Raw genomic sequence first — 20794 nt, 5'->3', positions numbered from 1 at the left:
CCCCGCTGGCGCAGGTCTCGCGCCCGCGACCGTCAAAGGCCGACGACGGTCTGGAGCGATCGAACCTGCTCAGCCGAGGCGTGCAGGTCCTTTCGCTCCTGCTCGGTCAGCGTCACATCGATGATCTGCTCCAAGCCACCCCTCCCCAGCTTGCACGGCACGCCGCAGTAGACGTCGGTGAGCCCGTACTCGCCCTGCAACCAGGCCGCACTCGGCAGAATCCGCTTCTTGTCGAGCACGATGGCCTCGACCATCTGAACCGCGGCCGCACTCGGTGCGTAGTAGGCCGAACCCGTCTTCAGGTGCTTGACGATCTCGGCGCCCCCATTCCGGGTCCGGTCGACGATCTTCCCCAGGGTATCGGCATCGAGCAACTGGGTGATCGGAATGCCCGACACGGTGGTGTAGGAAATCAGGGGGACCATGGTATCGCCGTGACCGCCCAGCACCATCGCCTGGATGTCCTCGACGGACACATTGGCCGCTTCGGCCAGGAACATGCGGTACCGAGCCGTGTCCAGCACACCCGCCATGCCGAGCACCCGCTCGCGCGGGAAGCCGCTGGCCTTCATGGCGACGTAACACATTACGTCGAGCGGATTCGACACCACGATGATGATCGAGTTGGGTGCCACCCGCGCAATCTCGGCCGAGACGGACTTGACGATTCCCGCGTTGGTCTTGACCAAATCGTCCCGGCTCATCCCGGGCTTCCGAGCTATGCCCGCGGTGACGACAAAGAGCTCGGAGTCGCGCGCGGCCTCGTAATCGTTGGCCCCATAGATCCGCGCGTCGTAGCCTTCGATCGGGCCCGACTGCCACTGATCCAGCGCCTTGCCCTGCGGCACGCCCTCGACCACGTCAACCATCACGATGGTCCGAGCGAGGTTCTTCTCTGCCAAACGTTGAGCGGCAGTGGCACCTACGTTGCCAGCGCCGACGACAGTAATCTTGTTGAACATAGGCCTGTAATTTTCTGTGAGGTCGGTCGGCAAGTCAGCAATCGGCCTCGGCAGGCCGATCGGTCCGACACGGCGGAAACATAGTAATACGAATAGGTTGGTCCAAGGGACCGAGGCGCTTACTTCGCTCGCCGCGAAGATCGAGAAGGACCGGCCGGAGCGACCCCTTCCACCCCCAGCTGACGAATCCCTTCGTAGAGCACGATACCCACCGCGGTTGCCAGATTGAGGCTCCGAACGCCCCGGCCCGGCATTGGGATGGTATAGCAGCGATCCGGGTGCTTGGCCAAAATCCGATCAGGCATGCCGCCAGTCTCGTTCCCGAACACGAGACAGCTGTTGGTCCGGTACGGCGCCTCCCAGAAGGGCCGTTCCGCCCGGGCCGAGAAATAGAGGCAGCGCTCCCGACTGATCGCGTCGCGGAACCCGAACCAGTTCGCGTGAACCCAGAGGTCCACATGGGGCCAGTAGTCGAGCCCGGCCCGGCGAACCTGCGCGTCGTCGACGGAAAACCCGAGCGGCCCGATCAAATGGAGCGCGACATCGGTGGCGGCGCACAGACGTGCGATGTTCCCGGTGTTGGGCGGGATCTCCGGCTCGATCAACGCGACGTGCAGGGTCACGGGCGGCCGCTAGCCTCCGCGCGTGTGCATTTCGCGTCGCGGATCGGCGCGCAGGCCATCCAGCGCGTAGAGCGCGCCCCGACGCGGCTCGGCCAGCCGGTTCTCCGCGCCGCGATCCATCCGAGCCTGCCAGACTCCGGTGATCAGCAGCCGGAGGTCGCCGTCGGTTGCCCCATCGCGAAGCGGTGTCCTCAGGTCGAGTCCGTCGTCGGCGTAGAGGCACCGGAACCAGGTGCCGTCCGCCGTGATTCGGCTCCGGTCACACTTGCCGCAGAAGGGGGCCGTGGTCGACGCAATGATTCCGAAGACGCTCCCATCCTCCAGCCGGAACTGCTCGGCCGGCGCACCGCCGCGGCCGTCGAGCGCCACCACCGGACCGAACGCCTCGGCAACGACCCGAAGAATCTCCTCGCGGGGCACGACCGCCCCTTCGCGCCAGCCGGTCGCGCCGCCCACATCCATGTATTCGATGAACCGCAATTCCAGGCCCCGTTCGCGCGCGTAGCTGAGCAGCGGCACCACCTCATCATCATTGTAGCCGCGAATCACCACCGTATTGAGTTTGACGCTGAATCCGGCTTCGACAGCTGCGGCGATGCCCTCGAGAATGGCGCTATGACGGTCGGATCGGGCAAAGAGCTTGAGACGGGCCGGATCCAGCGTGTCGAGGCTCACGGTAATGCGGCCGAGACCGGCTGCCGCCAGTGCCCCAACCTGTTCCGCCAGCAGAATCCCATTGGTGGTGAGCGCGATGTCCTGGATCTCAGGGCGCGCCGACAGCAGCGCGACCAGCCGGTCCAGATGCTGCCTGAGCAAGGGTTCGCCGCCCGTCAGCCGGACCTTGCGCGCGCCCAGACCGGCAAAGACGCCAGCGAGACGATCGAGTTCCTCGAACGTCAGGATCGAGGCGCGGGGCAACCAGACATAGTGATCGTTAGGCATGCAGTAACCGCACCGCATGTTGCAGCGGTCGGTTACCGACAACCTGAGACTGCCAAGCGGCCGCCCCAGCGCGTCAAGCAGGCTCATTCGTGCGGCAATTGGGTCAATACCGGGTACGCACCACTCGATGATGTCGGATCGACCCATACCTCGGCGCCATCGTCGTACCGTTCACGTTTCCAGATCGGAAGCCGGGACTTGATTTCCTCGATCACGAATCGGCACGCGACAAAGGCGTCATTGCGATGCCCGCTGGCCACGGCAATGGCCACGGCCGCATCGCCGACCGAGAGCAAGCCAAGACGGTGAGTTGCGGCGACGCGAACGGACCAGAGTCCCTCTGCCTCCGCCACGATCGACCGCAAACGTTCCGCAGCCATTGGCTCGTACGCGGTGTACTCGAGTTCCGTGACGGTGCGTCCGTCATGATGGTTCCGAACGATACCGAGGAAGGTGGCAACCGCGCCGCGATCGGGGCCCTCGACGTTGCTGATGAGCGCGTTCAGGTCGATCGGCTCACGGGTTAAGGGGTCCATGGTTTACCCTCCGGCCATAGGTGGAAGGAACGCGATCTCGTCACCTGGCTTCGGCGCGTAGTCCATCTCGACCTGCGCCAGGTTGACTGCGACGAAAGGACGGAATGGAAGGGTAGCGCCTCCCGGAAGGCCCCGAACGTAAGTGACGAGATCACCGATAGTTGCGGCAGCCGACATCGGCACCTCGAGTCGATCGGCTCCGAGGACGTCTGCATACCGCGCAAACATGAGTACGGTGAGTGAAGAGTTCATAGTCAGATAATGTGCGTCATGGGGTCGGACGGCAAGGCGTCAGGCCGCAGGGCATGAAAATGGGGTCGGCGTGCCATGACGCCGACCCCGCAATCGATCGAAGGGCGACACTCGAGCGTCAGCCGAGGTCCTCGCTGCGAAGGTTCGGACTTTCGTCGCTTTCCTCCGCGACCAAGGCCCGTAACTCCTTGCTGGGCTTGAACACAGGCACGGGCCGCGCAGCCACTTCAACCGGATCGCCGGTGCGCGGATTGCGCGCCATACGCGTCTTCCGACGACGGATCTTGAAGGTCCCAAAGCCGCGGACTTCGATGTTGTGCTGTTCTTTGAGCGCCAGCTTGATCGAGTCGAGAAACGCATCGACGACGCGAGCGCAGTCCTTCTTGGAAATGAGCGGTCCTGCCGTGCGAGCCATCGCCGCAGTGACCTGCTCCACTAGATCGGCCTTCGTCATGCTCCCCCCTTCAGGGTCACAACGAGCGTCGACCCCCGACAGAATCGACGCTGCTTGGCGACCGATACTATGGCCTTAACCCTTGTGTGTCAAGGGGTTAACGGTTTGTGAAGCCATCAGGGTCAGAAATTCCTGGAAGTGCGGGAACGCGTCATGCGGGCCCGGAGCAGCCTCCGGATGGTACTGAACGGCAAAGATTGGGAGCTTGCGATGGCGCAGTCCCTCGACGGTGCCGTCGTTCAGGTTGATGTGCGTCACGGCAACATCTGGCGCCCCCGGAACCCCGTCAGCGCCCCCCTCGACCGCGAACCCGTGGTTCTGGGAGGTGATCAGCACCCGCCCGGTTGCGAGATCCTGCACCGGGTGATTGCCGCCCCGGTGACCATAGGGAAGCTTGACGGTACGACCTCCGAACGCCCAGCCCAGGAGCTGGTGCCCCAGGCAGATGCCAAACGTCGGAACACCGGTGCCCGTCAGCGCACGGATGTTCTCGATTGCCTGGTTCAGGGCTCCCGGATCGCCGGGGCCGTTGGAGAGAAACAGCCCGTCCGGCTTCTGAGCCAGCACATCTTCCGGGGGCGTATTTCCGGGCATGACCGTTACCCTGCAGCCGGCTTCCACGAGCATCCGGACGATGTTGCGCTTCATGCCGAAATCGAGCGCCACGACATGGGGGCGCTTGTCGCTCCCCTCCTGGTAGACCTCGCGAGTGCCCGCCGTGGACGCAAGGTCAAGTCCGGCCATGCCCGGCGAGCCCAGGAGTGCCGCGCGCAGATCGTCGGTTGGTTCGAGTCCGGCCGCAATGACACCCCGCATCGCTCCGCGCTCCCGCAGGTGCCGGGTCAGCCGCCGGGTGTCCACGCCTTCCAGAACCGGAATGTCGGACTCAGCCAGCCAGTCCGAGAGGCCTTTGGTCGCACGCCAATTCGAGTGGGTCTGCGACAGTTCGCGGACCACGACACCGGCAATCTGGGGCCGGGCCGACTCCAAGTCGATCTCGTTGACACCGTAGTTCCCGATCATGGGCGCCGTCATCACGACGATCTGACCGATGAAACTCGGGTCGGTAAACGTCTCCTGATACCCGGTGTGGTTGGTGGTAAAGACCACCTCCCCGTAGGCCGGGCCAAGGTCATATCGGGTGGTGCCGGCGAACCAGGCGCCATCCTCGAGCAACACAAACGCGGGGCGCTCGGTCATCCGAGCGCCCCGGTCATAACAAACAAGTTCACCATCTCGCCTAGTTCGTGGCCGGAGGAGTGATAGGAGCGGGCGTCGTCGCCGGCGCTTCGCCAATGGGCGGGGCCGTGATCGGTGCCGGCGCATTCCTGAGCTGCTGCTGCACCGCGGAGGTCCCAACGGTGTTGCCGCCTGCCATGAAGGACAGAACCAGCGCGAGGAACATGAAGATGCCCCCGGTCCACCAGGACAGCGTATGCAGCAACGTGACCGCTTGGCGGCCGCCCATCACGAGATCGGTCCCTCCACCGCCAAGTGAGGCGAGACCGCCGCCCTGGCCAGCCTGGAGGAGCACGACGACGCCGAGCAGAATGCCGTCGATGACGAGGAGTGTGAGAATCAGTCCGTAGAGCATCGTTCGTCTTGGAAAAAGCCCTCTAACATAATGCCCGGAATAGAGTTCCGTCAACCGGACCCGATGCCGCCCGACACCGGGTCTGTCCGGAACCCTGGCGGGCCCGCCATCGACCCGGCCCACAGGCGTGCGGCCAACCGCCAGTCGGTCGTCAACTCGGGTACAACCACTCGAGCAGCGGAGGTCACCATGGCTGTCTGTGAAGTATGCGGCAACGACTATGCCCGATCATTCGAAGTAACGGATGAAAGCGGAGACCGCCACGTCTTCGACTCGTTCGAATGCGCCATCCACCGTTTGGCACCCGTTTGTGCCCATTGCGAGTGCCGGATCATCGGACACGGGCAGGAAGCGGATGGCGTGATCTACTGCTGCTCGCACTGCGCCCGACAAGCCGGTGTCCAGGGCGTTTCGGACAACACTGAAACACCAACTCCCCGCTGAGACACGACCGTCAGGGCACCGGCCGCTGCGGAGTGAGCCGACCGACCCAGAGCCCGCTGTTCATGTCCGTCGCGTAGACCACGCCTCGGTGCGGCGTTGCACCCCACGTCATGGGGATGTTGGGCCGGAAACCATCAGGCGACGCGGCCCAGATCGAGCCGATCTCACGGCCCTGCCGCCGTAAGTTGCCGCGCAGTTCCCCACTCATGTCGACGACCCGGACGCCAGCCTCGAAGTTGCCGACATACATCACGTCGTTCTCGACCCAGACATTGTGGCTGCCGTTCTCGGGAACGTGATACTCCGCCACTTTCCGTGGATTCAGAATGTCACTGACATCGAGGATGTGGAGCCGCCCCAGCGTCCGGATCCGATCTCGGGCATCGCTGTCGAAGAACTGCGGGAAGACCTCGTCTCCCACGACGAGATAGTCGCGGAATCGGAAGACGGTATGCGTTCCCGCCAGCATGTCGGGCGGGTAGTAATCGGTGGTACTGTAGGTGTAGCGACTGACGAACTGCGGCTTGTCCGGGCTCCCTCCTCGGATCCCGTTACCGACGTCGAGGATGATGGCTCCGTCCTTGAAGTAGGCCAGGTACGCAAGGCCGTCCTTGACCTGGAGGTCGTGCAGGTAGCGGCCGACCGTCGTGCCGGTCGACTGATCGACCGCGAGGTGGCTGTTCTCGACGGACCAGCGGCTGACCTCCCGTGGATGCTTCGGATCGCGGAAATCGACCACGATCATTCCGCGCGAACCATCATCGGTGAGATAAACGTAGTGACCATCGACATAGGCACTGTGCACACCTGACGTGACCGTCGCGGTGTACTCGGAGAGTACCTTGGGGCGAAGCGGATCGGCCAGGTCGAGAAAGACGATTCCGTTCTTGCGCGACGAGGCTCCCTGCCTGGTAATCACGCCGATGGTGCCATCGGCGTTGGTGGACACATCGTTGACGATGCGCGCATCGACCATGACCGAGTCGACCAGTCTGGGCGAAGCCGGATCACGGATGTCGAAGCTGTAGACCCGGTCGGCAATGGTGCTGACATACAGCACGTCGTTGATCGCCCAGTGTTCCGCGGCTTGCAACTCGCTGAAGACGACCGAACCGACCGTCTCGAATGTGACATCATGCTCACGCTGCCGCACCACGATCGACGCCGCCGACGCGACGGTGCCCGCCACCGCCGTGACGACATAGGTGCCTGACTCCTCGGCAACGAACCCTCCGTCCGGATCGACGCGGGCTCCTCCGCCGCCGCTCACACTCCAGAGAACCGGGACCTCGCCCGCACTGCGTCCGTCGCGAGCAGTCGCCTCGGCCCGGAAGCGCACGACGTCTCCGGTTCGGGCCATGCGTGGTCCGGTCACCGCGACCGCCGCGACCGGATTGGGCAGGACCCGGATGCTGATCTCGCCCCGCGCGCCATCTGCCTGACCCGTGATGACCGCCGTGCCGGGCGCCACACCACGGACGACACCACCCGCATCGACCGTTGCGATTCGCGGGTCGGACGACCGAAAGGAGACCGACACGTCATGCCGGGGCTCCCCATCCTCGGTCGCGGCAACACCCCGAACGAGCGTGACGCCCCCGGCCAGGACGTCGCTCGACCCGCTACTCATCACCACGTTGGCAGGCCGCTTGGGCAGGATCACGAGCTCGGCCGAACCGACCTTGTTCCCGACCCGGGCCAGCACCCGTGCCGTTCCCTGTCGGAAGGTGCGCACCGTGCCGTTCTGATCGACCGCAGCGACTTCAAAAGGGCCGACCATCCAGAGCGCCGAGGCGCCGGGAACCACCCGACCGGCCGAGTCGGTGACTGTCAGGGCAAGTTGAAGCGAATCACCGGCGCGCGCCGTGACACGGCCCGGAGTGATCTCGACCGTCGCCACTTGCGCGACAAGCGCGAATGGCGTGACGGCCACCAGACTGGTGAGAAGAACACGACGCATCGGGAGGGCTCCAGTCGTGCGGATCGGGGTGCAGTGACGTTCGAACGAGCGAGTATACGTCTCGCCGACCCGGCTCGACAAGGGCGAGAATCGGGCGCGACTCGAGCGGTCAGCGACCTCCCCTTCGGCACCTCAGAGGCCAACCCCGACGATGACCCGCCACCCCGCGGCATCGAGGCTCGCCCCGCCAACCAGGACGCCGTCCAGCTCGGCCTCGGCAAGCAGGGCCACGGCATTGGAAGCGTTGACGCTTCCTCCGTAGAGAATCCTGGGTGCTGCGTGGCCAGCCGAAACCAACTCGGCTCGCAACACAGCGTGAACCCGGGCCGCATCCTCAGGCGTCGCATTCCGTCCGGTGCCAATGGCCCAGACCGGCTCGTACGCCAGCACGACCTGACTGACGTGAGCAGGTGCCAAGCCGCGAAGCGCGGAGCGTAGCTGGCGCAGCACGACGGCATCGGTCTGGCCGGCTTCACGTTCCGCCAGCGTCTCGCCGACACACAGCAGCGGTACCAGTCCGCCTGTCAGTGCCGCTCCCACTTTCCGGGCCGTGTCGTCCTCGGACTCCCCGAAGACATGCCGCCGCTCCGAGTGGCCGATCAGCGTCAGCCGTGCGCCCGCTCCCTGGGCCAGCCGGACCGAGGTCGCCCCGGTGTAGGCGCCTTTCGGCTCCCAATAGATATCCTGCGCGCCTACCACAATTTCCGGCCGACCCTCGAACGCCTTGGCGGTGGCTTCGAGACTCACCGCACTGGGGAAAAACCAGTATGACCGGCCCTGCACCGGCGCAAAACCCTCCAAGAACGTTCTGGCAAACCCGCGGGCCTCATCGGGCGTCAGGTGCATCTTCCAGTTGGCCGCAAAGACGAGTGGGCGACTCATGCGACCTCGTCCAGCGCGGCCACGCCCGGCAGCACCTTACCCTCGAGAAACTCGAGTGAGGCTCCCCCGCCAGTCGAAACGTGGGTGACCTGGTCGGTCAGCCCCGCCTGAGCAACGGCAGCCGCCGAGTCACCCCCGCCGATGACCGTGACCGCGCCGCGGCTCGTCGCGGCGGCGACGGCGTGGGCAATGGCCAGGGTTCCCTGATCGAAGGGCTTCGTCTCGAAAACTCCCATCGGACCGTTCCACACCACGGTACCGGCGCCGACGATCCGCTCCGCAAAGCTTCGCGCCGTCGCGGGGTCGATGTCGAAAACTGCGAAGCCAGGCGGTACCGATTCGCGCGGCACCGTGAGCGTGGTAATGCCTTCCCTCAGATCAGGCGCGATCACCCCGCCCTTCGGCAGCACCAGCTTGTCGCCGGCGCGGTCGATCAGCGCACGGGCCAGTTCGACCCGATCGGCCTCAACCAGCGAATTGCCGGTTTCCAGGCCCATGGCGCGGAAAAAGGTGCAGGCCATGGCGCCACCGATCAGGATCTCATCGACCTTGGGCAGCAGTGCATCGATCAGATCGATCTTCCCGGAGATCTTGGCACCGCCGAGCACGGCGACGAACGGACGTTTCGGTTGATCGAGGGCGTCACCGAGATATTTGAGCTCGGTTTCCATCAGAAAACCGGACACCGCGGGCTTGAGCAAATGCGCGACAGCCTCGGTCGACGCATGCGCCCGGTGGGCCGCACCGAACGCATCGTTGACATAGAAATCACCCAGCGCAGCAAAACGCTTTGCCAGCTCCGGATCGTTCTTTTCCTCGCCGGCATAGAACCGCGTGTTCTCGGCCAGTGCCACACCGCCCCGCGGCAACCGGCGCGAGGCCTGCGCTGCTGCCTCGGAGGTCGGATCCTCGAGCAGACTGACCGGCACGCCCAGCAGCCGCTCGAGCGGCCGGATAATCGGCCTGATCGAGAAGGCGGGGTCCACCTTGCCCTTGGGCCGCCCGAAATGGGTCAGCAGCACCACCCGAGCACCCTTCTCCCGCAAGTACCGGATGGTCGGCAGGGCGGCACGAATCCGGGTCTCGTCCGTGACGGCGCCATCCTTGACCGGGCAATTGAAATCGACCCGGACCAGCGCCCGCTGCCCGTCCAGCCACGCCGGATCGAGCGATGCGAGAGTCCGCTTCATGCGCCGTGCGTTCCGATGTACTGCAACAGGTCGACGCAGCGGGCCGAATACCCCATCTCGTTGTCGTACCACGAGGAGACATGGACCATGGTGCCGTCGAGCACCTGCGTCGAAAGCATGTCGATGGTGCTCGAGGCCAGGTTGCCGGTGTAGTCGACCGACACGAGCGGCTCATCGCTGACGGCCAGCACGCCCTTGAGCGGGCCCGACTCCGCGGCAGCCTGGAACGCGGCATTCACCTCGGCCACTGAGGTCGGCTTCTCGACGATGCAGGTCAGATCGACCAGCGATACATCGGCCGTCGGAACCCGGAGTGCAATCCCGTCGATCTTGCCCTTGACCTCGGGAATCACCAGCGCGGTTGCCTTCGCGGCACCCGTGGTCGTCGGAATGATCGACAGCGCGGCCGCCCGGGCCCGCCGCAGATCCTTGTGCGGCAGGTCGAGAATCTGCTGGTCGTTGGTGTAGGCGTGCACCGTCGTCATGTAGCCGCGCTGAAATCCGAAGGTATCACGGATCGTCTTGACGACCGGCACCAGGCAGTTGGTGGTGCAACTCGCATTCGAGATGACAAAATGTTTGGCCGGATCGAACGCGGTGTGGTTGACTCCGTACACGACCGTGATGTCTTCGTTCTTGCCCGGAGCCGAGATCACGACGCGACGTGCACCGGCCGCGAGATGCTTGGCCGCGCCGTCCCGATCGGTAAAGTGACCGGTCGACTCCAGCACGACGTCGATCCCGAGCTCTTTCCACGGCAGCTTTGCGGGATCCCGTTCGGACAGCACCCGCATCAGCTTGCCATTGACGACGATGCCGTTCTCGGCGGTCTCGACGGTGCCCGGGAACTTGCGGTGCACCGAGTCGTACTTGAGCAGGTGGGCCAGCGTCTTGGTATCGGTCAAGTCATTGACCGCCACGATCTCGAGTTCAGGGGTTCCCTCTACCGTCGCCGCCCGCACCACATTGCGGCCAATCCGGCCGAACCCGTTGATTGCCACTCGAATCGCCATGTCGTCTCCTCGAACTTCCGCTAAATGATCGTCAGATACCTGCTCGGTCTCACACCATCCTGCTCACGGCGGCCAGTGGCAGTTCCGCGCGCCCGAAGGTCACGGCCGACACCTCCACCGCCCCACCCTCCAACAAAGCATGCGCAGCTTCAACCAGCGTCGCACCCGTCGTGAATACGTCATCCACCAGCACGACACGCGACGGCACCGCGCCGGTCGTGGCGAAGGCGCCCGCCAGGTTGGCAGCGCGCTCTTCCGGCGTCAGCGTGGTCTGGGTCCGCGTATGCCGAGTCCGCACCAGGCAGGAACTGACCCGCCCTCCTCGGCGCCCGAGCAGCGCGGCGGCCAGCTCGGCGCTCTGATTATAACCGCGCGCCCGAAGCCGTGTGGCCGACAGGGGAATCGGCACCAGCGTCGGTCGGTCGGCGAGGGGCTCGAGCGACAGCATGGCCTCGGCGAGCGACACCGCGATCCGGCGCCACCCCTCGTACTTGAGCAAATGCACCGCCCGACGCGCGCTGGCTTCCAACCAGACAGCGCTCTGCACCCCTCGGAACCCGTCGGGCCAGTCCCGGCAGATCCGGCAATCCGCATCGAGGTCGATCGGCTGTCCGCACCGAACGCACCGCGGCTCCGGCAGTCGGCGCCACCGCAACCGGCATACCGCGCAGACGAGCGGGTCGGCAATCGGGCTGCCGACCGGGTCCTGACACAGCAGGCACGCGCCGGGAAGCACCCAGCGTTCGAGGGCAATCAGCCCCTCAGACCAGGTGGCGGTCCAGGGCGGCACGCATGACCTCGACTGGGGCCGGAACTTCAGGATACCAGCGTTCGAACGCCCGAACCCCTTGCCCAAGCAACACGTCACGCCCGTCGCACGCAGCGATCCCGCTGCTCTGCAAGGCGCGAACCCAAACCGTGTACCCCGGGCGATAGACCAGATCGAGCGCGACCGCTCCGGGCGGAACCTCCGCCGGCGCCAGCGGCATCGCATCGGGTTCGGCCAGACCCAGCGGGGTGCAGTTGACCACGAGACCGATCCGTCCATTAGCGCGCCGGGTACCCCGCTCCTCCAGCTCCTGCGCGAACCGAGCCGCACGCTCGGGTGACCGCGATCGAACCCTGACGCCAACGCCGAGCTCGCGGGCAGCCTGCGCGGCACCCGACGCGCTGCCGCCGGTACCCAGCACCAGCCAGTCGCCCGACGGAGCACCAAGCCGCTCCCAGGCATACCGAATCCCGGCCGAGTCGGTTTCGTCTCCCACGACGCGGCCCTGCTCACCCCAGAAAGTATTGCACGCCTCCAAGGACCGCCCGTCGGCACCCCGTGCTACCTGCGCAGCGACTGGCTTGTGCGGCACTGTCACATTGCCACCGCCCCCGGCCAGGGCCAGGCCCCGCATCAGCCCGGCCACGTCCTCCGCAGCGCAGCAGAGCGCGACATAGACCGCATCAAGACCGAGCGCGCGGAACGCCGCGTTGTGCATCGCCGGCGACAGGGAGTGCTGCACCGGATTGCCAAGCAACGCAAAGGTTCGGGTCCGCGCCGAGATCATGACCCGACAGAACCAACGATCCGGGCCAAGATGGCCGGCATCATGACCTCGAGCTCCCGCAAGGTCGCCCGATACTCTTCGACCGCGCCGCCGAACGGGTCGCCAACTTCTGCCTGAGCCCCTGCAAGGCCGGCATACTCTCCCAGCAAGTGAGCCCGACTGCCGCCGCCGAGTTCCCTGACCCGACCGAGATGCGGACGGGACATAGTGAGCACGAGATCGGCCTGATCGACCAGCTCCTTGGTCAGGAGCCTGGCCCGATGGGCCGACAGGTCGAGGCCACTTTCCAGCGCCACCAGGTAGGCACCTTCGGAGGCCGGCGCGCCATCCCACGCCCCGGTCCCCGCCGATTCGACCTCGACGCCGCTGTGGCCAGTCAGCAACAGGCCCTGTCGGATCAGCGCCGCAGCCAGCGGGCTGCGACAGGTGTTGCCCGTACAGACGATGAGAACCCGCATCAGGGTGCCAGCCTTCCTACCGCGCGACGGAGCTCGTCCCGGGGAATCGCGCCTTCGCGAATCAGGGTCGGCACCGATGTGGTACAGTCGACCAGGGTCGACGGCGGCACGTTGCCGAGGACGCCACCGTCCAAAACGATGAGCTGACCGCCCAGGACGGCCGGCGCAAACAACTCGGCCAGCTTGGCGGCGCCCGGAGCAGGCGGACCGCCAGAGCGATTCGCGGACGTCGAAGTGATCGGCTGGTCGAGACGGGCAATCAGGCGTGCCATGCCCTGATGGGAGGTATGCCGCACGGCCACGCCGCCTTCGGCGCCACGCAGTCGCTCCGGCAAGCGACCCTCGCCGCCCTTGAGCACCAGCGTCAACGGTCCGGGCCAGAAATGGTCCGCCAAGGCCCGTGCCGACGCAGTAAAGACGAGGCCCGCCCGCTCCGCCATGAGGCGGCTCCCGATCAGCAGCAGAAACGGCTTCCGCTCGGGACGTCCCTTGAGTCGCGCGAGGGCATCGAGCCCGTCATCGGTCGCGAACGAACCGAGTCCATAGACCGTCTCGGTCGGGTAGCCGAGCAAGCCACCCCCAGCCAGGTGCGGACCAACGACCGCAGCGGCGGCATCAACCTCGTCGTCGTCGTGAAACGGCAGGATCACCTTTCCCCCCGAAGCAACGCTTCCGCCAGCGCAAAATCATCCGGCGTGGTCAGCTTGAAATTGGTGGGGCGGTCGGGAACGAGCACGACGGCGAGTCCTTGGGACTCCACCGCCTGCGCATCATCGGTCACCGTAACCCCCGCCGCCCGCGCCGCCGCGAGCCCGCGGCGCAGCACCTCTGTGGGAAACGCCTGAGGGGTCTGCGCCCGCCACAACCCCTCGCGCGACACCGTTTCAACGATGGCCGGCTGCCCGGCCGGTCCGACCCCAGACCGCTTGATCGTATCCGACACCGGCACAGCCGCGACTGCCCCCCGCCCGGCCCTTGCTTCGAGGATGACCGCATCGATCACCGCGGCATCGACGAACGGTCGTGCGCCGTCATGAACGACGACAACCGCCATTGTCGCCGTCAGCTGCGAAAGCCCCTGCTCGACCGACGCCATTCGTTCCGCCCCTCCAGCCACGAGCGTCAGGCGGTCGCCAACCAGTGGAGCCAGCCACTCCGGCGGCGCAGACACATCCGCGTGCGGCAAAACCGCGACGATCCGGTCGACCGCCGGATGAGCCAGAAACGGCCGGAGCGCCCGCAGCAGGACGGGCACCTTGCCCAGCAGTCGATACTGCTTCGGGTCGCCGGCGCCGGCGCGGACGCCACGGCCCCCCGCCACGACGATGACGCCGACGTCACGCCGCGAGGACATGCACCAGCTCATCGATGTGATCGAGCGAAACACACTTGATACCCGGCGACTCGCCGTGACGACCTGACCCGTAGGCCCGACGGAAACCGAGTCGGCCGGCCTCGGCGAGCCGCCGATCGATCCCGCCGACCGGGCGGACCTCCCCGGCGAGGCCGATCTCGCCGAGAAAGAGCGCATCGGCAGGCGTCGGTTGATTCAGGAGGCTCGAGACCAACGCTGCGGCAACCGCCAGGTCCGCACCCGGTTCGGTGAGTCGCACTCCGGCGCTCACCTGCACGAAGACATCGAGCGCGCCGAAGTTGTGTCCGCCCCGACGCTCGAGCACCGCAAGCAGCACCGCCAGACGTTTCGGGTCGAGCCCGGTGGCCACCCGCTGCGGGGTCCCGTATCCCGAAGGCGCAGCCAGCGCCTGGACTTCGACCAGCACCGGCCGCGTACCCTCCATCAGGGCCGTGACGGCGCTACCGCTCGTCGTGGTCGAACGGGCCTCCAGAAACAGCGCCGACGGATTCGGCACGCCGGTCAGCCCCCGATCCGACATGGCAAAGACGCCCAGCTCATCGACGGAACCGAAGCGGTTCTTCGTCGCGCGCAGCAGGCGATAGTTGAGCGACGTCTCACCTTCGAAGTAGAGCACGGTGTCAACGATGTGCTCGAGGGTCTTGGGGCCGGCGAGCATGCCGCCCTTGGTGACGTGACCGACGACCACCACGCTGACGCCGGACTCCTTGGCAAAGCGCATCAGCCTCGCGGCCGATTCCCGGACCTGCCCCACGCTGCCGGGCGCACTCTCCAGCGCGTCGGTAAAGACCGTCTGGATCGAATCGAGGATGAGCAGATCGGCGGCAACCTCACGGGTCGCTGCCAGAATGGTTTCCAGATGAGTCTCGCCGAGCACCAGCACCCCGCGAGCGTCTTCCGCGAGCCGATCGGCACGGAGCCGGATCTGCTCAGCAGATTCCTCGCCGCTGGCGTAGAGAACCCGCCGCCCGCTCTCCACCAGCCGGGCAGCAGCCTGGAGCAGCAGGGTGGACTTGCCGACGCCCGGCTCCCCGCCGATCAGCGACATCGATCCGGGAACGACGCCACCACCGAAAACGAAATCGAGTTCCGGGATCCCGAGCGACCATCGTTCGAGGCGCTCTCCTGCCACGTCGCCGAGCGGACGAGGGCGCCGGTCGTCCGGCAGCGCACGCTTCGCCACTGACCGTCGGACCGGGCGAGCCTCGGTCGGCTCTTCCGCTACCGAGTTCCAAGCGCCGCATGCTTCGCATCGCCCGGCCCATTTCGCGTGCTCGTGTCCGCATTCAGCGCAGCGGTACACCGATCGGGGCTTGGCCATTGCGCTAATACCCCGACGACGCCGGTTCCCGGTTGGAGAAGTCCTCGAACCGGGTAAACTCCCGATGGAACCGCAAGTTGATGTCTCCCGTCGGACCGTTACGATGCTTGGCCAGAATAATCTCAGCCAGGCCGCGCTTCGATTCGTCCTCGCGATCGTAGTACTCAGGTCGATGAATGAAGATCACGACGTCGGCGTCCTGCTCGATGGCGCCCGAGTCGCGCAGGTCGGAGAGCTGCGGACGCCGATCGCCGCCCCGCTGTTCCGACGCGCGCGACAGCTGCGACAGCGCCACGACCGGCACCGACAGCTCACGCGAAAGCGCCTTGAGCGACCGCGAAATGTCCGAAACTTCCTGAACCCGGTTCTCGGCGTACTCCGGGCTGCGCATCAACTGGAGATAGTCGACAATGATCATGCCCAGATCCGACTCGGCCTTCAGTCGCCGGGCCTTGGAACGCATCTCGAGCAGCGTGATGGCCGGCGTGTCATCGATCCAGATCGGGCACTGCTGCAGAATCCCGGCGGCGCGGGCCAGGTTGGTGAAGTCCCGATCCTTGAGCATGCCGCGCCGCACAGCCTGGCTGTCGACCCGGGCTTCGGCGCACAACATGCGCTGCACCAGCGAGTCCTTCGACATTTCCAGCGAAAAGATGGCGACCCCGCTGCCGTGATGCCCGGCCTCCGTGGCGACGTTCAAACAGAATGCGGTCTTACCCATCGACGGACGCGCAGCCACGATGATGAGCTCCGAGGGTTGAAACCCCGAGGTCAGCTCGTCCAAATCTGTGAAGCCGCTCGGCACCCCGGTAATCTTTTTGCCGCTCTTCTGGAGCGTTTCGATGCGCTCCATCGTCGGCCACAACATCTCTTTGATCCGGGTGAACCCGTCCTGCTTGCGCTCCTGAGAAATCTTGAAGATCCGTCCTTCGGCCTGATCGACCAGTTCGCCGGAGGACAGCTTGGCATCGTACGCTTCGGTGATCGTCTGCGTCGACGCCTCGATCAGGCGCCGCAGAATTGCCTTGTCTTTGACGATCCGGACGTGGTGGTCGAGGTTCGCAGCCGTCGCCACCGCGTCGACCACCTCGGCCAGGTACTCCATCCCGCCGACGGCTTCGAGATCCCCGCGCCGCACCAGCTCGTCCCGCAGCGTGATGTGGTCGACGACGACCCGCTGCTCCGTCAGCGCCACCAGGGCACGGAACAGCCGGCGATGCGACTCACGATAGAACATCGAGTGGTCGAGCGATTCGACCGCGCGAAGCGCCGCGTCCTGATCGAGGATCATGGCGCCCAACACCGCTTGCTCAGCTTCCTGACTCCAGGGCGCGCCCCGGAGGGTCTGTTCAACGGTCAACAAGTTGTCGGGCGATGCGGACGTCATCCCAGGTGGGTTTCTTCCAATTCGGGTTCCTGAGGAGCGCGGCCGGGTGGTACGTCACCACCAGCGGTGTCCCCTGATACGAGTGCACCTGGCCGCGCAAATCGGTCAGTGAGCGTTTGACCTTGAGCAATGCTTCGGCGGCCGTGCTCCCGAGAGCAAGAATAACCTTCGGTCGGACCAGCCGTAACTGGGCGTCGAGGTAGGAGGAGCAGGCCGACATTTCGTCGGGCAGCGGCTTGCGATTCTGCGGCGGTCGACACTTGACCACGTTGCAAATGAACACTTCCTCGCGCTCGAAACCGATCGCCGCCAGAATACCGTTGAGCAACTCCCCGGCACGACCAACGAATGGCCGTCCGGTTGCGTCTTCCGTCTGGCCCGGCCCCTCGCCCACGAGCATGAGCTGGGCTTTCGAGTTCCCCTCTCCTGGAACCGTCTGGGTTCGCGTCTGCGCCAGGGCGCACTTGGTACAGCCGGCAACGACGCGCGCCACGGCGTCGAGCGTGGTCCAATCGGCAGGAGTCGTCCCCAGCAGCGGTGGCTCGATGACGAGCCCCGGTCCAGGAATCGGCGGGGCGCCAACGCGCCAGTCGCGAACCCCCGCTGCTCCGGCAGGCGCTGCGGCGCCCGCCGGCGTCTCGGCCCCGGTACCCGCCGGGAGCGCGGGAGCGGCCGGGCGGGTTCGCCCCTCTTCCGGCGAGGACGGCAGCGACGGCTGCACCCCTCGTGCTGGCCTGGCCAAGAGGTCGGACAGGGGCATGCTGGCAACCAAATCCGGTCCACCGAGCTCGACCTGTTGCCGGAGATACCGGCGCCGCAGCTCATCCAAGCCGCACCTCGATTGCATCCAGGATTGCCTCCGCCACAGCACCCTTCGACTGCAGCGGAACAGACTGTTGCCCCCCGTCGCGGTCGACCAGGGTGACCCGGTTCGTATCCACCTCAAAGCCGGCCCCCGGCTCCGTGGCATCGTTGGCCACGATCAGATCGAGTCCCTTGCGCGCCAGCTTGGCAGCTGCCTTCGCGACCGCATCGCCGGTTTCCAGCGCAAACCCCACGATCAGCGCCCCCGGCTTTCGCACCGCCTTGGTGCCCAGGAGGATATCCGCCGTCGGCTCGAACTCGAGGGTCAGCGTTCCCTGTTCACGCGGACGCTTCTGATCGGTCGGCGCAACCGGCCGGTAGTCAGCCGGCGCCGCCGCCATGACGAGCACGTCCGCCGCAGGCAGATGGCGACGCACCGCCGCATCGAGCTCGGCCGTCGACTCGATCCGCTCGACCGTGACGCCGTCGGGATCGGGCTCGGCGCCCGGCCCCGCAAGCAGCGTCACCTCCGCCCCGCGAAACCAAGCCGCCTCGGCGATGCGGTACCCCATCTTCCCGCTCGATCGATTGGTCACCACCCGCACCGGGTCGATCGCCTCCCGGGTCGGGCCGGCGGTGACCACGACGCGGCGACCCGACCAGGCAGCGCTCTTGCGCATCAGGCGGGCAGCATGGCGCACGATCACGTCCGGCTCGGTCATCCGTCCGGGGCGATCAGCGGGCCCCTCTGCCAGCGGCCCCGTGTCCGGTCCGACGATCGTCATGCCGCGATCGATCAGGCGCCGGAGATTGTCCTGGGTGGGCGCGGCGGCGTACATGGCGTCGTTCATGGCCGGCGCCAACAGCACCGGTTTGGTCGTCGCCAGCACGAGGGCCGTCAGGAAGTCGTCGGCCATGCCATGGGCCAGCCGCGCAAGCGCATGCGCGGTGGCTGGAGCAACGATGATCAGGTCGGCATCACGCCCGAGTTGGATATGGGCAAGGGCGCGGTCCGGCTCCCAGAGCGAACTGAGCACCGGTCGGCCGGAGAGGGCTTCGAAAGTGAGCGGCCGAACGAACTCCGCCGCTCCCCGGGTGAGCACCACATCGACCTGCGCCCCGGATTCGACGAGGTGGCGAACGAGGTGGCAGCTTTTGTAGCATGCAATGCCACCCGTCACGCCGACCACGACGTGACGGTCGGCCCACATGGCGTCAGACCTCGGTCCGACGGCGGCGAAGCTCACGGAAGGTCAGTTCACCGGAGGCCAGCTTCCGCAGTGCCAGCGTGGTCAGCTTCTTGTAGGAATGCACGGTTTCGAGCTGTGCCTGCTTCTCCTTCGGCAACTCGTTCACCATGCGCGCAAAGCGCGCGGCAACCAGAATGCTCCGGTACTTGGTTCCGGCGTGCCTGGCCGCTTCGGTCGGGGTAACGATCTCCATCAGCTCCTCTTTTCCTCTAGAAAGACTGGCGCCAGCTCCTGGCGCAACTGCTCGATCACACTCGTCAGGTTGAGCAGCCGTTCGGGACGGCGGGCCTCGAGATCGAGAATTGCCGCCACCTGCGCCACGGCCTCCACCAGATCGTCGTTGACGACGACGAAGTCATATTTGTCCGCCTGCCCCAGCTCTTCAGAGGCCACCGCAAGGCGCCGCTGCACCATTGCCTCCGATTCGGTATTCCGGCTGCGCAAGCGCTGCACCAGCGCACCTGCCGATGGCGGCAGAATGAAGACATGCACCGCGTTCGGAAAGCGCCCCCGAAGCTGCTCGGCTCCCTGGACGTCGATGTCGAGCACGACGTGCCGGTCCGACGCCAACCCACGCTCGATCTCCGCGCGAAGGGTCCCGTAGCGGTACCCGCCGTACTCGGCCCACTCGAGAAACTCGTCGTCCGCAACCCGGCGAGCGAATTCGTCCGGGGAAAGGAAGTAGTAGTGCTCGCCTTCCGTTTCACCCTCCCGGACCGGTCGCGTCGTCGCGGAAATCGAGTAGACGAGATCGTCCCGACCGGCCAGCAGGTGCCGCGCAATCGTCGACTTGCCGCCTCCCGAGGGAGACGAGAGCACCAGGAGAAAGCGTCTTACTCTAAGTTCTCGAGCTGTTCCCGGAATCGCTCCAACTCCCCTTTCATCTCCACCACGAGGTGCTGGATCGCGGCGTCGTTGGCCTTCGATCCGATGGTGTTGACCTCGCGACCCATTTCCTGGGCCAGAAATCCGAGCTGTTTACCGGCTGGTTTCTCGCCGCTAAGCACCGCTCGACAGGCGCTGCAATGCGCGTCGAGCCGGACCAACTCCTCCGTGATGTCGAGCCGTTCCGCCAGAAATGCGAGCTCCTGACTCAGCCGCTGGTCATCGACGGCGCGGCCATCGAGCAGCGTCTGCACCGCATTCCGCAATCGGTCTCGCTCCCGAACCAGCCGCTCCGGCGCCAGCCGGCGGACCGCGTCCGCTTGCGCAGCAAGAGCAGCGACCCGCGTCTCGAGCTCCGCCAGCAGGGCCGCCCCTTCCCGAACCCGGGTTTCCCGAAGCGCTGCAATGGCCCGCGCAAGCACGGCCTCCACGGCCGCCCACTCGATGGCGGGCGCCTCGTCGGCTGCGGCGTACAGATCGGGCTGCCGCGCCACCAAGTCGAGGGTGATCTCGCTGCGGGGTCGCCCCGCGGCGTCGGCAATGCTCGCCAGCCGAGCGACCGCCGCCGCGACTCGGGCCGGATCAGCGGCCTGCGCACGCTCGGAAACCGTAGCCTCGAGCCAGCGAATCGAAACGGTGACGTGCCCGCGCTCAAAGTCGCGGCGCAGCCGCTCGCGTACCTCAGTCTCGAACGCGCTGACGTCGCCCGGGGCCTTGAACGACATGCTCAGGTACCGGTGGTTGACCGACTTGAGTTCGATGCGGATTGCCCCGCCACCGACCGAACCCTCTGCGGCACCGAAGCCGGTCATGCTTTGCGCCAACGGACCTCCTGAAATCACGTGCCAGGCCTAGCCCTGAAATCTACCGGATTACGACCGCCGAAGGTAGGCCGCCGGTCCGGCC

Annotated in this window: 24 protein-coding genes; all 24 read right to left on the bottom strand. The window is 66.1% G+C overall.

Going from position 1 to position 20794, the window contains the following annotated elements; all coding sequences use genetic code 11:
- Positions 1 to 32: 32 nt before the first annotated feature.
- Positions 33 to 962, bottom strand: a complete 930-nt coding sequence (mdh, locus tag KF785_02760; protein ID MBX3145666.1) for a malate dehydrogenase — start codon at positions 960 to 962, stop codon at positions 33 to 35.
- A 119-nt stretch (positions 963 to 1081) separates the two neighbouring features.
- Entirely contained in the window at positions 1082 to 1585 is a 504-nt protein-coding gene (locus KF785_02755; GenBank protein MBX3145665.1) for a tRNA (cytidine(34)-2'-O)-methyltransferase, read from the bottom strand.
- A 9-nt stretch (positions 1586 to 1594) separates the two neighbouring features.
- Positions 1595 to 2614, bottom strand: coding sequence for a GTP 3',8-cyclase MoaA (gene moaA, locus KF785_02750; protein MBX3145664.1), 1020 nt, complete (start codon positions 2612 to 2614; stop codon positions 1595 to 1597).
- Positions 2611 to 3063 (bottom strand): molybdenum cofactor biosynthesis protein MoaE, encoded by a 453-nt coding sequence (locus KF785_02745; protein ID MBX3145663.1) that lies wholly within the window; start codon positions 3061 to 3063, stop codon positions 2611 to 2613. Before KF785_02745 ends, moaA begins: the two co-directional genes overlap by 4 nt.
- A gap of 3 nt (positions 3064 to 3066) precedes the next feature.
- Complete coding sequence (locus KF785_02740; GenBank protein MBX3145662.1) at positions 3067 to 3315, bottom strand: MoaD/ThiS family protein; 249 nt, start codon at positions 3313 to 3315, stop codon at positions 3067 to 3069.
- A gap of 118 nt (positions 3316 to 3433) precedes the next feature.
- A complete protein-coding gene (locus KF785_02735; GenBank protein ID MBX3145661.1) occupies positions 3434 to 3769 on the bottom strand; it encodes an integration host factor subunit beta in 336 nt (111 codons plus the stop codon).
- A 75-nt stretch (positions 3770 to 3844) separates the two neighbouring features.
- Complete coding sequence (gene carA / locus KF785_02730; GenBank protein MBX3145660.1) at positions 3845 to 4969, bottom strand: glutamine-hydrolyzing carbamoyl-phosphate synthase small subunit; 1125 nt, start codon at positions 4967 to 4969, stop codon at positions 3845 to 3847.
- A gap of 40 nt (positions 4970 to 5009) precedes the next feature.
- Positions 5010 to 5363, bottom strand: a complete 354-nt coding sequence (gene secG / locus KF785_02725; GenBank protein MBX3145659.1) for a preprotein translocase subunit SecG — start codon at positions 5361 to 5363, stop codon at positions 5010 to 5012.
- Positions 5364 to 5817: 454 nt separating this feature from the next.
- Positions 5818 to 7767, bottom strand: a complete 1950-nt coding sequence (locus KF785_02720; GenBank protein MBX3145658.1) for an Ig-like domain-containing protein — start codon at positions 7765 to 7767, stop codon at positions 5818 to 5820.
- A 132-nt stretch (positions 7768 to 7899) separates the two neighbouring features.
- Complete coding sequence (tpiA, locus tag KF785_02715) at positions 7900 to 8649, bottom strand: triose-phosphate isomerase (GenBank protein ID MBX3145657.1); 750 nt, start codon at positions 8647 to 8649, stop codon at positions 7900 to 7902.
- Entirely contained in the window at positions 8646 to 9839 is a 1194-nt protein-coding gene (locus KF785_02710) for a phosphoglycerate kinase (protein ID MBX3145656.1), read from the bottom strand. Before KF785_02710 ends, tpiA begins: the two co-directional genes overlap by 4 nt.
- Positions 9836 to 10852, bottom strand: a complete 1017-nt coding sequence (gap, locus tag KF785_02705; GenBank protein ID MBX3145655.1) for a type I glyceraldehyde-3-phosphate dehydrogenase — start codon at positions 10850 to 10852, stop codon at positions 9836 to 9838. The genes KF785_02710 and gap overlap by 4 nt, the downstream gene beginning before the upstream one ends.
- Before the next feature lie 49 nt (positions 10853 to 10901).
- The gene (locus tag KF785_02700) at positions 10902 to 11642 is read right to left on the bottom strand and encodes a ComF family protein (protein MBX3145654.1); all 741 of its coding nucleotides are present in this window, start codon (positions 11640 to 11642) and stop codon (positions 10902 to 10904) included.
- A complete protein-coding gene (locus KF785_02695) occupies positions 11614 to 12408 on the bottom strand; it encodes a hypothetical protein (protein MBX3145653.1) in 795 nt (264 codons plus the stop codon). Before KF785_02695 ends, KF785_02700 begins: the two co-directional genes overlap by 29 nt.
- Positions 12405 to 12866, bottom strand: a complete 462-nt coding sequence (locus KF785_02690) for a low molecular weight protein arginine phosphatase (protein MBX3145652.1) — start codon at positions 12864 to 12866, stop codon at positions 12405 to 12407. Before KF785_02690 ends, KF785_02695 begins: the two co-directional genes overlap by 4 nt.
- Entirely contained in the window at positions 12866 to 13516 is a 651-nt protein-coding gene (locus KF785_02685; GenBank protein MBX3145651.1) for an L-threonylcarbamoyladenylate synthase, read from the bottom strand. The genes KF785_02690 and KF785_02685 overlap by 1 nt, the downstream gene beginning before the upstream one ends.
- Positions 13513 to 14220: a 2-C-methyl-D-erythritol 4-phosphate cytidylyltransferase gene (gene ispD, locus KF785_02680; GenBank protein ID MBX3145650.1), complete on the bottom strand. Its 708-nt coding sequence runs from the start codon at positions 14218 to 14220 to the stop codon at positions 13513 to 13515. Before ispD ends, KF785_02685 begins: the two co-directional genes overlap by 4 nt.
- The gene (gene radA, locus KF785_02675; GenBank protein ID MBX3145649.1) at positions 14204 to 15562 is read right to left on the bottom strand and encodes a DNA repair protein RadA; all 1359 of its coding nucleotides are present in this window, start codon (positions 15560 to 15562) and stop codon (positions 14204 to 14206) included. The genes ispD and radA overlap by 17 nt, the downstream gene beginning before the upstream one ends.
- 4 nt (positions 15563 to 15566) lie before the next feature.
- Positions 15567 to 16949 carry a replicative DNA helicase gene (dnaB, locus tag KF785_02670; protein ID MBX3145648.1) on the bottom strand — a complete coding sequence of 461 codons (1383 nt, stop codon included), beginning with the start codon at positions 16947 to 16949 and terminating at the stop codon, positions 15567 to 15569.
- Positions 16912 to 17778: a uracil-DNA glycosylase gene (locus tag KF785_02665; protein MBX3145647.1), complete on the bottom strand. Its 867-nt coding sequence runs from the start codon at positions 17776 to 17778 to the stop codon at positions 16912 to 16914. Before KF785_02665 ends, dnaB begins: the two co-directional genes overlap by 38 nt.
- Positions 17771 to 18964: a bifunctional phosphopantothenoylcysteine decarboxylase/phosphopantothenate--cysteine ligase CoaBC gene (coaBC, locus tag KF785_02660; protein ID MBX3145646.1), complete on the bottom strand. Its 1194-nt coding sequence runs from the start codon at positions 18962 to 18964 to the stop codon at positions 17771 to 17773. The genes KF785_02665 and coaBC overlap by 8 nt, the downstream gene beginning before the upstream one ends.
- A 4-nt stretch (positions 18965 to 18968) precedes the next feature.
- Positions 18969 to 19196 carry a hypothetical protein gene (locus KF785_02655; protein ID MBX3145645.1) on the bottom strand — a complete coding sequence of 76 codons (228 nt, stop codon included), beginning with the start codon at positions 19194 to 19196 and terminating at the stop codon, positions 18969 to 18971.
- Complete coding sequence (gene gmk / locus KF785_02650; protein ID MBX3145644.1) at positions 19196 to 19867, bottom strand: guanylate kinase; 672 nt, start codon at positions 19865 to 19867, stop codon at positions 19196 to 19198. The genes KF785_02655 and gmk overlap by 1 nt, the downstream gene beginning before the upstream one ends.
- The gene (locus tag KF785_02645; GenBank protein MBX3145643.1) at positions 19837 to 20700 is read right to left on the bottom strand and encodes a YicC family protein; all 864 of its coding nucleotides are present in this window, start codon (positions 20698 to 20700) and stop codon (positions 19837 to 19839) included. The genes gmk and KF785_02645 overlap by 31 nt, the downstream gene beginning before the upstream one ends.
- Positions 20701 to 20794: the final 94 nt, after the last annotated feature.

The sequence above is a fragment of the Gemmatimonadales bacterium genome, from assembly GCA_019637315.1.
Lineage (GTDB): Bacteria > Gemmatimonadota > Gemmatimonadetes > Gemmatimonadales > GWC2-71-9 > SHZU01.
The sequence above is the reverse complement of the archived record's forward strand: the minus strand, read 5'-3'. Positions and strand labels throughout refer to the sequence as shown.

Coding starts and splice junctions, on each gene's coding strand:
- carA (MBX3145660.1), bottom strand. CDS start 4,969: ATGACCGAGCGCCCCGCGTTTGTGTTGCTCGAGGATGGCGCCTGGTTC.
- KF785_02690 (MBX3145652.1), bottom strand. CDS start 12,866: ATGCGGGTTCTCATCGTCTGTACGGGCAACACCTGTCGCAGCCCGCTG.
- ispD (MBX3145650.1), bottom strand. CDS start 14,220: ATGTCCTCGCGGCGTGACGTCGGCGTCATCGTCGTGGCGGGGGGCCGT.
- KF785_02645 (MBX3145643.1), bottom strand. CDS start 20,700: ATGACCGGCTTCGGTGCCGCAGAGGGTTCGGTCGGTGGCGGGGCAATC.
- gap (MBX3145655.1), bottom strand. CDS start 10,852: ATGGCGATTCGAGTGGCAATCAACGGGTTCGGCCGGATTGGCCGCAAT.
- dnaB (MBX3145648.1), bottom strand. CDS start 16,949: ATGACGTCCGCATCGCCCGACAACTTGTTGACCGTTGAACAGACCCTC.
- KF785_02710 (MBX3145656.1), bottom strand. CDS start 9,839: ATGAAGCGGACTCTCGCATCGCTCGATCCGGCGTGGCTGGACGGGCAG.
- KF785_02655 (MBX3145645.1), bottom strand. CDS start 19,196: ATGGAGATCGTTACCCCGACCGAAGCGGCCAGGCACGCCGGAACCAAG.
- KF785_02735 (MBX3145661.1), bottom strand. CDS start 3,769: ATGACGAAGGCCGATCTAGTGGAGCAGGTCACTGCGGCGATGGCTCGC.
- coaBC (MBX3145646.1), bottom strand. CDS start 18,964: ATGTGGGCCGACCGTCACGTCGTGGTCGGCGTGACGGGTGGCATTGCA.
- moaA (MBX3145664.1), bottom strand. CDS start 2,614: ATGAGCCTGCTTGACGCGCTGGGGCGGCCGCTTGGCAGTCTCAGGTTG.
- secG (MBX3145659.1), bottom strand. CDS start 5,363: ATGCTCTACGGACTGATTCTCACACTCCTCGTCATCGACGGCATTCTG.
- mdh (MBX3145666.1), bottom strand. CDS start 962: ATGTTCAACAAGATTACTGTCGTCGGCGCTGGCAACGTAGGTGCCACT.
- tpiA (MBX3145657.1), bottom strand. CDS start 8,649: ATGAGTCGCCCACTCGTCTTTGCGGCCAACTGGAAGATGCACCTGACG.
- KF785_02695 (MBX3145653.1), bottom strand. CDS start 12,408: ATGATCTCGGCGCGGACCCGAACCTTTGCGTTGCTTGGCAATCCGGTG.
- KF785_02745 (MBX3145663.1), bottom strand. CDS start 3,063: ATGGACCCCTTAACCCGTGAGCCGATCGACCTGAACGCGCTCATCAGC.
- KF785_02720 (MBX3145658.1), bottom strand. CDS start 7,767: ATGCGTCGTGTTCTTCTCACCAGTCTGGTGGCCGTCACGCCATTCGCG.
- KF785_02740 (MBX3145662.1), bottom strand. CDS start 3,315: ATGAACTCTTCACTCACCGTACTCATGTTTGCGCGGTATGCAGACGTC.
- radA (MBX3145649.1), bottom strand. CDS start 15,562: ATGGCCAAGCCCCGATCGGTGTACCGCTGCGCTGAATGCGGACACGAG.